At 47.6% G+C, this 11,484-nt stretch carries 9 protein-coding genes; 2 read left to right on the top strand and 7 right to left on the bottom strand.

Annotated elements, in window-relative coordinates:
* Positions 1-2,072: S46 family peptidase (locus B3Z75_RS08870; protein WP_294070388.1), on the bottom strand; the 2,072-nt coding region annotated here is incomplete at its 3' end.
* 99 nt (positions 2,073-2,171) lie between these two features.
* Positions 2,172-3,686, bottom strand: a complete 1,515-nt coding sequence (locus B3Z75_RS08865) for an oligosaccharide flippase family protein (protein ID WP_294070628.1) — start codon at positions 3,684-3,686, stop codon at positions 2,172-2,174.
* 231 nt (positions 3,687-3,917) lie between these two features.
* Here B3Z75_RS08865 and B3Z75_RS08860 point away from each other — a divergent pair, with 231 nt between their 5' ends.
* Both B3Z75_RS08860 and B3Z75_RS08855 read left to right on the top strand, forming a co-directional pair.
* Entirely contained in the window at positions 3,918-5,465 is a 1,548-nt protein-coding gene (locus tag B3Z75_RS08860) for a glycine--tRNA ligase (RefSeq protein WP_294070385.1), read from the top strand.
* Between the two features lie 4 nt (positions 5,466-5,469).
* Positions 5,470-6,009: an FKBP-type peptidyl-prolyl cis-trans isomerase gene (locus B3Z75_RS08855; RefSeq protein ID WP_294070382.1), complete on the top strand. Its 540-nt coding sequence runs from the start codon at positions 5,470-5,472 to the stop codon at positions 6,007-6,009.
* An 18-nt stretch (positions 6,010-6,027) separates the two neighbouring features.
* On the opposite strand, the gene dacB is transcribed toward B3Z75_RS08855, so the two are convergent.
* From dacB to B3Z75_RS08830, 5 genes are all read right to left on the bottom strand, one after another.
* Positions 6,028-7,464, bottom strand: a complete 1,437-nt coding sequence (gene dacB / locus B3Z75_RS08850; RefSeq protein WP_294070379.1) for a D-alanyl-D-alanine carboxypeptidase/D-alanyl-D-alanine endopeptidase — start codon at positions 7,462-7,464, stop codon at positions 6,028-6,030.
* Between the two features lie 220 nt (positions 7,465-7,684).
* A complete protein-coding gene (locus B3Z75_RS08845; RefSeq protein WP_294070376.1) occupies positions 7,685-8,302 on the bottom strand; it encodes a porin family protein in 618 nt (205 codons plus the stop codon).
* Positions 8,303-8,410: 108 nt separating this feature from the next.
* Positions 8,411-9,625, bottom strand: a complete 1,215-nt coding sequence (locus B3Z75_RS08840; protein WP_294070373.1) for a M16 family metallopeptidase — start codon at positions 9,623-9,625, stop codon at positions 8,411-8,413.
* Positions 9,622-10,344, bottom strand: coding sequence for a DNA alkylation repair protein (locus B3Z75_RS08835; RefSeq protein WP_294070625.1), 723 nt, complete (start codon positions 10,342-10,344; stop codon positions 9,622-9,624). The genes B3Z75_RS08840 and B3Z75_RS08835 overlap by 4 nt, the downstream gene beginning before the upstream one ends.
* A gap of 12 nt (positions 10,345-10,356) precedes the next feature.
* Complete coding sequence (locus B3Z75_RS08830) at positions 10,357-11,313, bottom strand: NAD(P)-dependent oxidoreductase (protein WP_294070622.1); 957 nt, start codon at positions 11,311-11,313, stop codon at positions 10,357-10,359.
* Positions 11,314-11,484: the final 171 nt, after the last annotated feature.

Below are 11,484 nucleotides of genomic sequence, written 5' to 3'. Positions count from 1 at the left end.
ATCATATACAACACGTAGCGTATATCCACGCTGATCATGCGTTGCAACTCCGGATCAAAAAGGATATCACCGCTCAGCGACTCCCAGTTGCCGTCGAACGCCAGCCCGACAAGTTCGGCCTTTCCGTTCAATACCGGGCTACCTGAGTTACCCCCTGTGATATCGTTGTCCGACAGGAAATTGACCCGCATCACCCCCTCATTATCGGCATAAGGTCCAAAATCGCAGGCACGGATGGCTTCGAGGATATTCTCCTGCACGTTGAACTCCGGGTCTCCCGGGATCTGCTTTTCAAGAATACCTTGTGAGGTTGTGTAGTAGTCGTACCACACCGCATCGCGCGGCCAGTAGCCCTGCACTGAGCCGTAGCTCATTCTTTGGGTGAAGTTGGCATCGGGATAAAACGTTTTATCGGCGTCCATCTCCATCAAAGCTGCCATCAGCTCCCTCTCGCCCTTCAAAATCTTTTCGTAGGAAGGCATCATCTGTTCCGACAATTCATACCCCATGTCGGTAACTGACAGGGCCAGCTCCATGGCCGGATCCTTGGTCAGGAGTTGCGTATCGGCAGTCCTGAGCAACTCCAGGAGCTTTTCGAGCGATATAAACTGCGAATGTGCAAATAGCCAGTCGGCATACGCGTCATAGTCCCCGCCAAACTCGGTCGCTATCTTTTTGTAAATATCGGGATGATATGCCTCCGGAACACGTGCGGCATACAGTTTCATCAGAACGGGAAGCACTTCTTTGTCCAGCGCCGGCTCATAATTCTTATACGATTCAATGAGACGTTCGTTTATGAAGGCCTGCTTGTCTTCTTCGGTACCTCCAGCATCGAACCGAAGAATCGTATTTGCAAAACGGATCAGCTCGATGCCATTGTTAAATGTTTCCAGAAAATAGGTGGTGTTACGCGCAAGGTCACTGGATCCGGTATAGGCTTCCTCCAGCGTGGCAAGGGTGGTGTCGTATCTGGCTTTATGAGCCGGACTGCTTTGAATCCATCTATCCAGTCGTTCTTCAAGAGCTTCTTTCTCAGTCAGCACACCCAGGGTGCTCAAAGCCTCATTCATGCCCATTGCATTTTTCCAGTAGTTGGAACTTCCAGCGAACTTGCTGGCATATTTGATGCGAACCGTATCGTTTTGAGTCATGGCGTTCCACCATATCTCCTGTTTAGCTCCACGCACTTCGATGCGGGGTTTGTTTTCAGACTCCATCTGCTGGCGGATTCCCCACGACGACATGTAACGTTGTGTACTGCCAGGGTAACCCACAGTCATGGTAAAATCACCTTCGTTGACGCCTGCCAGAGAGACGGGAACCACGTATTTAGGTTTATAGGGTACGTTCGACCGGCTAAAATTGGCAGGCCTGTTTTTCTTATCGGCATATACCCGGAAGACCGAAAAGTCTCCGGTATGACGCGGCCACATCCAATTGTCGGTATCGCCCCCAAATTTACCGACAGAAGAGGGGGGCGCGACCACCAGGCGTACATCACGAAAAACATCGTAAAGCACCACATAATATTTGTTACGACTGTAATAAGAGACCACGCGGGCAGCAGTAAAGGGGTCATTTTCATACTTACTGATCAATTCATTGGAAATTGAATCAATCACCAGTTCCCGCTGTATCTCACTAAGCACCAGCGGTGCGTGAGGTACGACCTGATCAGTCACATCCTCCATGGAACGAAGAAACGACACAGTCAGCCCATCGGCATAAAGTTCATCTGCGTTGTTCTTTGCAGCGAAACCATTTTTCAGGTAGTCGTGTTCCACGGCGCTCAATTTCTGAATGGGTCCGTAGCCGCAGTGATGATTGGTAAAAATCAATCCCCGTTGCGATACAGCCACGCCGGAGCATCCTCCGCCAAAGATAACGACGGCATCTTTGAGCGACGATTTTTGTTCGTTATAAAGGCGATTGACGGGAAAAATAAATCCCAGCTCCTGCATACGGGCTTCGTTCTCGCTATTCAGTTCCTTTAGCAGCCACATGCCTTCGTCGGCTTTTGCTGCAATCACTGCGCACATCAGAGCGAGCGATAGAAATAGTTTTTTCATATAATATTCTAAATGTTTGATATTCTGGTCTCGGCGTTCGTATCTTATTTCCGGTTCTGGCTTCCAACTCTCTGTTTCCGGCTCCTGATTTTTACCTTATCATTCCTCTCTCTTGTGGCTCTTACCAAAATATCTCCCAACCAGGGGCCAATACTGCAAAGGCAACTCCTTTTTGATAACGAAAGCAAGGTAAATCAGAATGAATATTGAATTTATTCCCAACCGCAGCCACAAAACTTCCACTTTCAGGTAGACCAATGCGAACCCGGCAAATAGAATCATCGTCAGCAGGAAAAAAGAGCCTGCTGATTTTAGATTGTAGGGAATGGGATAGTTTTTCTGCCCCAGGAAATAGGAGATCACCATCATGGTCAGGTTGGCGATGAACGATGCCCATGCACAAGCCATATAGCCAAAGTGTGGAATAAATAGGATGTTGATTAGGAGAGTGATGGCGAATCCGGTCATGGATATGTAGGCTCCCCACCGGGTCTGGTCGGTTAGCTTATACCACAGAGACAGGTTGAAGAAGACCCCAAAGAACAGCTCACCGAGCAACACGATGGGCACCACTTTCAATCCTTCGTGGTACGAAGCAGGAATCAAATACTTGATGATGTCGATATAGCCTGTTGTCACCAGAAAGATGAGGAGTCCGAATATGATGAAATAACGGGTAGCATCGCTGAACGACTGCCGGTCGTCGGCTGCCTCTCTGTTACGGGCAAAGATAAACGGCTCAAAAGCATAGCGGAATGCCTGGGTGAACATCACCATGATGATGGCAATTTTGAAGTTTTGTCCGTAAATTCCCAGCTCAGTAAACGCGTTCACCTTATCGGGATAGAGCCAGGGGAAAACAATCTTATCGACAGTCTGGTTGAGGATACCTGCAATACCCAATATCAGTATGGGAAAAGAATATTTCAACATTTCGCGAAGCAATGCCTTGTCGAAAGTGAACCTGATGCGCAGCCCGGGCGAGACCATCAGAAACTGGATGACGGAAGCTGCAAGGTTGGACACAAGGATATAATCTACCCCCCTGCCAATATCGAACCACTCAAAAGTATCGGGGAACGATATTTTCAGCCACGGACAAGCCAGAAAGAAGAAGAGGTTGAACAGGATGGTGAGCGCCACGTTGACGATCTTAATGGTCGCAAAACGCACCGGTCTCTTTTTAAACCTGAGGTTGGCAAAGGGAATGGCACCCAGCACATCCACACAAAGAATGAGGAGCAGCAGAAGCAGATAATGCGGTTTCATGGCCGTACCTCCCAGTGCAAAAGCAACCGGTTTCAGAAACAGCACTGCCAGAATAAAGAAAAAAGAGGTAGAGGTTGCAATGCTGAGGAATGTGGTGGAGAAAACACGAACGGAATCCTTCTCCTTGTTGGCATACCGGAAATAACCGGTTTCCATGCCATATGTCAGGATTACCTGAAGCAGCGCCACCCAGGCATAAAAGTTTGTCAGCACGCCAATATCCGATATCTTTGGAAGAGCAAACGCCCAGTACAGGGAGAGAAGCCAGCTAAGCAGCTTGGGCAACACACTACCTATTCCGTAGAAGAAGGTCTCCTTCGCCAATGTTTTCATTCCGCCCGCCATGCTTACCAGAATATGATTGAAGATTGATTGTTCATTAGGAGAACAAAAATACAATTTTTCCGGATAGAGTGCCCCAAAAATGACATCATTATTTATCTTTAATCATTTGTGTGACCAAAATGTCGAAAAAAACCGTTTACTTTGCAGGTTGAAAGTAAGTAAAGAATTTTATCAATCAAACAATGCATTTGCACGGCTGTAGAATCAGCTTCAGGATGTAGTTTTGAAATTATGGCAAAACAGGAAGAGGTTTTTAAGAAATTGGTATCGCATAGCAAAGAATACGGATATGTATTCCCTTCGAGCGAAATTTACGATGGTTTAGGCGCCGTGTACGACTACGGACAGATGGGCGTGGAGCTCAAGAACAACATCAAGAAATACTGGTGGGATAGCATGGTACTGTTGCACGAGAATGTGGTGGGAATAGATTCCTCCATCTTCATGCACCCCACTATCTGGAAGGCATCGGGACATGTGGATGCTTTCAACGATCCGCTCATTGACAACAAGGACAGCAAAAAGCGCTACCGTGCCGATGTGCTGATCGAGGATCACTTGGCAAAACTCGACGAAAAGATAGAAAAGGAGATACAGAAAGCTGCAAAGCGTTTTGGTGAGTCGTTCGATGAGACAATGTTTCGTGCTACCAATCCTCGTGTGCTGGAGCAGCAACAAAAAAGGGACGAAATCCACACCCGATTCGCCAAAGCGCTGAACGACAACAACCTGGACGAGTTGCGACAGATCATTATCGACTGCGAAATTGTGTGTCCCATCAGCGGCACGCGCAACTGGACCGAAGTGCGCCAGTTCAACCTGATGTTTGCCACAGAAATGGGTTCTACCTCAGATGGTGCCATGAAGGTTTATTTGCGGCCCGAAACAGCACAGGGAATATTTGTCAATTTCCTCAACGTTCAAAAGACCGGCCGCATGAAAGTTCCGTTCGGCATTGCGCAAATTGGAAAAGCTTTTCGTAATGAAATTGTGGCACGTCAGTTCATTTTCCGCATGCGGGAGTTCGAACAGATGGAGATGCAGTTCTTCGTGGCTCCGGGGGAGGAGCTTCAATGGTTTGAACACTGGAAGGCATTTCGGATGAAGTGGCACCAGGCTCTCGGGTTTGGTGCTGAGAAGTATCGCTTCCACGACCACGACAAGCTGGCTCATTACGCCAATGCAGCTACCGACATCGAGTTTGAGATGCCTTTCGGCTTTAAGGAGGTGGAAGGGATCCATTCGCGTACCGACTTCGACTTGAGACAGCATGAGAGCTACTCTGGCAAGAGGATGCAATACTTCGATCCCGAGTTGAACAAATCGTACATCCCTTATGTGGTGGAAACATCCATCGGCGTGGACAGAATGTTCCTCTCCATCCTGGCAGCTTCCTATTGCGAAGAAACACTGGAGGGTGGCGAAATCCGCGTCTTGCTGAAGCTTCCTCCTGCGCTGGCCCCTGTGAAGCTGGCTATTCTTCCGTTGGTAAAAAAAGACGGCCTGTCAGAAAAAGCCCGTGAGATCATGGATGATCTCAAGTTCAGCTTTGCCTGTCAGTACGACGAGAAAGACAGCATCGGCAAGCGCTACCGCCGCCAGGATGCCATTGGCACTCCCTTCTGCGTTACTGTCGACCACCAGACTCTCGAAGACAACACCGTTACCATCCGTCACCGCGATACGATGAAGCAGGAACGAGTTTCTATTGATTCGTTGCAACCTACCATATCGGAAAAGACCGATATGAAACACTTACTGAAACAATTATCAGCATAAAGTTATGAAGTTTTTCCCAACCTTCTTTCTCATATTGAGCTCTGCTGTCCTGTTTTCGGCATGCGACAAGACCGAAACATTCGACGACCGGTGGAAGCTCGACAACGAGGCCCAGTTTGCCGCAGTAGTTGCTAACCCGGAATACACGAAAATAAACTCCCAATCCGGAAATGGTTTCATCATGTACAAAGTGATCCGGTCGGGAGAAGGTGCAACCCCCTATTTCACCGACCGGGTAAAAGTACTCTATACCGGCTGGTATAAGAATGTCTGGTCGAAACCCGACAGCTATACTGATGATAAGGGTCAATTTATCCAGAACAAGTATGTCTTTGATTCTACGCAAAACAACAATATCCCGCGCACCTTTTCCGTAAATGGAGTTGTGGACGGGTTTTCCACCGCATTACAACATATGCGGGTCGGAGACAAGTGGGAAGTATGGATTCCCTGGAAGCTGGGATACGGAGAAACTGCATCGGGAAGCATTAAAGCCTACTCTACCCTGGTCTTCGAAATTGAATTGGTGGATATTGTAAAATAACGGGACGTGAAACTCCATTCACAAACCAAGTAAAAACTCTTCAATGGCACTCCTCACTTGTGGGCGGGTGCCATTGAATTTATTCACCATCACGGCAAAGGCTAATTTTTTGCGGCCATCGATCAGATACCCTGCATAGCATTGTACTCCGCCAATGCTGCCGCTCTTTGCGGCAATTTTTCCTCTATACCGCGTATTTGCCATAAAATTAGTCAGCGTACCCTCCTGCCCTGCTTTGGGGAGAGAGCCAAAGAAGGGCGATGAATTTTCACTCTTTGTATACATATAGATCAGCAGATCCGTAAGAAACTGCGGACTCACCGCATTTTGCGGTGCCAGGCCGCTTCCGTCGTAAAACTGCAATGAGGTGGCTTCCAAGCCTCTGTTGCTCCAGTATTTGTTTACATAGGTGATTCCCGCTTCCAATGCATCGTCGTGGATGTCATTTTTACTTTTTCTTCCGATTGTGCGGATCAGATGTTCGGCATAATGGTTGTTACTTTCCATGTTTACCTCGCGTATAATATCCTTGAGGGGTGGCGAAACATGCGTACAGAGCACCTGCCCTGCCCGGTAAGGCTGTTTTGCTTCCGGAACACAGTGCTCTGCAAGATAATCCTCCCTGGCCGTTTCCACCTTACCGATCTCCAGACCCGCCTGCACCAGATAGCCGGCCAGTGTCTCCCCCAGCATCAGACCGGGGTCGGGGATGTCGCCTTTGATGCTGAATTCGGTTCTTCCTGCAGGGATGTTACCCCTCACCCTCCTGTCGGATGAGAAGGGCATTCCGTAAATATAACCGTTATCGCGCCCCGTATTGTTCAACGTCAATTCATTCTGAAAGGTAAGCCCCTTTATTTGCGGTTCCGTACGGAGGATTCGCGGACAACCGTTCCTGTCTGTGGTGTTAAAAAAAAGGCGGTAACTATTGTCGAACACACTGATGCCATAAGCACCCGCGGCGTAATAATTACCCATATCGATCCAGGTCCATTCCGGCGAAATGCCATTGTATCCGAACAGATCATCTACTACATAGAGAGAATATTCTTTCTCCGGCTGTAGTACTTTCATCAGAGCATCGGCAGTTGTGATAAAAAAAAGGTTCTGATTGCCGTGAAAAGCCTCGCTGCCCAGCGTGGGATCTCCCGAGCCAATGATCAGGATGCGGGTAGGATCCTCAGCATCGAGCGCCACATCGGTTTTATAGCGATAGTTTTCGCCCAGGACTTCCAGGGCTGTCGCTGTGGTAATCAGCTTCAACACAGATGCCGGCGTGAGCGATTTACCGGCATCGTGAGCTACAACCCTCTTCCCTGTTTCGAGGTCTACAACGGAAATGCCCACCGATGCGTGTTTCAGGGCGGGATGATCGATGAGTTTCTGCAACGTTGTCTGAGAATAAGCAACGCTGGTGAATACAAAGAAAACGAAAAAAATGAGATTCTTTTGCATCTGGAAATTTCTTTTGATTTAGACAAATATAAGGGATATTCCTTTTGAGAAACAGGTCTGTCTAATTTTTTAACAGTTCGTCGATCCTGACCAGGCGGTATCCTCTGCCTTTTAACTCTCTGACCGGATCTCCCAGCCGGTTGTACAGTTTATCGGTTCGAAAAAAAAGAGACTGACTTAAAAAAAAGCCAGCCTCATGTACAAAATAGATCTTTAAAACTTAGAATTTGTAGCCCACGGAAAGATAAGCGTTTTGGTTTTTGATATCTCCGTTACTGGTTCTGGAGATGTTTACCAAACCCATATCCCAGCCCAGATCAAAAAGGATCGGCCCAAACTCTGCACCAACGCCCAATCCTAAACCGGCGTCGAAAGGCTTATACTGCACCAGACCATCGCCGAATATGTTATCTACATCCCATTCGGCATTGATATTACCGACCGATGCTTTTCTACTGCCACCTACACCGTATGCGATATATGGACCTCCATGAAATACAAGGCGCGTACCGGGAGTAACATCCATTTTGTAAGCGTAATGCACGGGAAGCTGCAAATACATCAGGTTCTCGGAGTATTCGGCATTCCAGTCCGTGTCTTCGGTTTTAAGGCCCTTGGTAGTAAAAAACAGACCAGTTTGAAGAGCCGAACCGGGTACGAATTCGTATTCGGCAGCCAAACCTACATGAAAGCCTATTTTCACATTTTTTTCATTTAGTTCGTCCCCATAATAATTGGACATGTTTACACCACCCTTGATGCCTAAGTTTACCTGAGCACTTGCGCCTGCAACCATAACAAGCATTGCCATAAGTGCCATTAATCTAAATTTCTTCATAATACAATAATTAGTTTGTTTGAAAATTCAGCTATGGATATAGAATATCCGGAACTCACATTAAAACAGTTTTGCAGTGTAATTGTTCGAACTGCACCTTACAGACAATTAGTAATAGATGAGTTCGAAAGGCTTGGCGGCAAAGATCTCCTCAGCCACCTCCTTCACCTGCTTCGATGTCAATGCATCGATCCTGGAAAAGAGATCCTCCAGCGGTGTATAACAATTAAAATGAAGATACTGCTTCGCCATCGCGAGTGCACTGTTTTCGTGACTTTCTGCAGCAATGCCCATCTGCCCTTTCCACTGTTTTTTAGCCAGGGCAAGCTGCATGGGAGTCAGATCCGTTTTCTTTATTTTATCGATCTCTCTACCTACCAGCCGGATGCATTTATCCCTATATTTCGGATCGCAGGCAAAATAAACGGAAAACAAACCATTATCCGAATAGAGCGTAACGTTCGACTCCACGTGGTAAGCCAGCCCGTGCTTCTCCCGTAACGAAGCATTGAGGCGGCTGTTCAGGCTATCTCCACCGAGGATGTTATTCAACATAAACAGGGCATATTTTTGGGAATGATGCATGGAGAATGTGCTACAGCCCAGCATGACATGTGTTTGCGTCGTATTTTTATCCACCTTCTCCCTATGCGGCACAAAGTTGCCGGGGGGGGTTCGCCTTTTCTGCGGTATTGCCTCTTGCGTCATGCAAAAATACTTTTCCACCTGCCGGATCACTTTTTCGAATGCTGTTTTTCCAAAAGAGAAGAAAACCATCTCCGAGGGTTGATACTGCCTCTGCATGAAAGACAGGATGCGTTCCCTGCTGAAAGAGTGCAGCGCCTCCGGTTCACCTAGTATATAGTGTCCCATCTCGTGCCCTTTATAGAGCATATTTTCAAAATCATCGTAGATAAGCTCCGAAGGGGAGTCGTGATAAGAGTTGATCTCGTCAAGAATGACTTCCCTTTCCCGCTCGATCTGACCAGGTGAAAAAACCGAATGAAACAGGATATCTCCCAGCAGTTCCGTAGCACGGGAAAAATACTCCTCCAGAAAGGTAGCATAAAAAAAGGTTTCTTCCTTTGTGGTGTATGCATTCAACTCTCCCCCCACATTCTCCATCCGGCTGGCAATATGATGCGCTTTACGCCTTTCGGTACCCTTAAAGAGCATGTGTTCCACAAAATGAGCCATGCCGAACTCATCGGGATATTCGTCGCGGCTACCCGCGTTTACCACGATGCCGCAATAGGATATTCCGGACGGAAAAGGACGGTGGATAATACGAAGGCCATTCGATAATGTATGAGTGTGTATCATATACTTTCCTTTCTGTATTGCCGCTGCATGTATTTGGATTTCTGCACCGGCGATAATCGCTCGATGGAGTAGCGCAACATTGTCCGGGGCATCACCGAATAGTATCGGTCAAGAAAACCGGTAAGTATCACCTCATCCCGCTTGCCGGCTTCTCTGAGCATCCAGCCACATGCCTTGTGCATCAGATCGTGTGTATGTGTCAGAAATAGTTCACACAATCTCAGTGTATCCGTAAAATCATTGTTACGAATAAAAGCCATCGTGGAGACCACCGCAATGCGCTGCTCCCATAAAAGGCCGCTTTGCGCCAGTGTATATAACAACGTACGGTCTTGTTTCTCTTTGAGCCACTCACCAATGATCTGATAGCTCGACAGGTCTACCAGGTCCCAGTTGTTGACTCGATGGGTGTGGGAAAGATAGAAATCGACGATCTCCCTGCGTTTAAATTCACTGGCTTTCTGGAATTGTGCTACCAGGATAATCAACGCACACAGGCGGCATTCGTGAAATTCATCATTCAATAGGTTCTTCAGCTCTGCGAGCGACGCTTCCTTGTAGATCTTTGCCACAGCACGTGTTTCAGGAACAGAGCAACCAATAAAAATATCTCCTTCGCCATATTGTCCTTTCCCAGTCTTGAAGAAATACTTCGAATGCTCTGCTTTTTCAGGATTTCCAAAAACAAGGAGCTGCTGTCTTATTTTCTCTGCCGTCATCATCTTCACAAATCAGTTAACCCGTGATACCGGATAGGTGCTCTCGTAAAACCCTACAATATTTTGAGCCATTTCTATCGACATGTTTATGCGGTCTTCCATCGTCTTGGTGCCGGCATGAGGAGCAAGGAGCACATTGTCGAGAGTCAACAGCTCCGGCAGAATACGGGGCTCATGTTCAAACACATCGAGTGCGGCAGCCCATATTCTTTTCTCTTTCAAGGCTTGCGCCAATGCTCTCTCGTCCACCATATCCCCCCGTGCCGTGTTGATGAAGACTGCCGTAGGCTTCATCATGTTCAATTGTTTTTCACCTATCATACGATAGGTTTCCGGCGTGGAGGGCGCGTTCAACGAAATATAATCGGCTGTAGACAACAGCTCTTCAAAGGAAACGTATTTTGCGTTATAACGCTCTTCAATCTCTTTGCTCAGCCGGCTTCTGTTGTGATAAATGATATTCATCCCCGAAGCTACGGCACGGCGCGCCAGAGATTGGCCAATCCGTCCCATACCGATTATCCCCAACATCTTGCCATATACCGGCAGCCCCGCATCGGCATACACACCCCAACTCACACCTTCCGGTGTTCGGAGCTTGCGATCGTAATAGCCGATCCGCCGCGCGGCAGCCAACAGAAGGCCAAAAGTGAACTCAGCAGTAGGCTCCCGGGTGGAGTTGGGAATGTTGGTGACAACAACCCCTTTTTGGGTGGCATAGTCCACATCGATATTGTTGAAGCCTACACCCCAGTTGGAAATAAGTTCCAGCTTCGTGCCACGATCCATGATCTCCTTATCGGTATAAAAGCTAAAATTGGGAACCAGTACCTCGTAATCGGGAATCATCGCCAGCACCTCCTCTCTTGAAAAATAGGATTTTTCTACCGGAAGAGTCACCGCATACTTTCCTTCTAATGCACGCAGCCCTTCAGGTTTTAGCCGGTACGCAATCAACACCTTCTTCATCTGTTTCATCTTTTATTGGTTCGCAAACAAGGCTGCGATTCGCCCAAGTGTCTGTTTTAACGAGTTATCGACAAGAATTGTTTAGAAAAAGCCGTTTGCCGGGGTTATTTGTATTGTCGAAGGCTATAAACAGAAAAAACGAGCCGCCAGGCCCGTTTCTCGCTCTTCAGG

Source organism: Proteiniphilum sp. UBA1028, assembly GCF_002316955.1.
In the GTDB taxonomy this organism is placed as follows: domain Bacteria; phylum Bacteroidota; class Bacteroidia; order Bacteroidales; family Dysgonomonadaceae; genus Proteiniphilum.
Note: the sequence above shows the minus strand (reverse complement) of the source record. Positions and strands in the feature narration are given on the sequence as shown.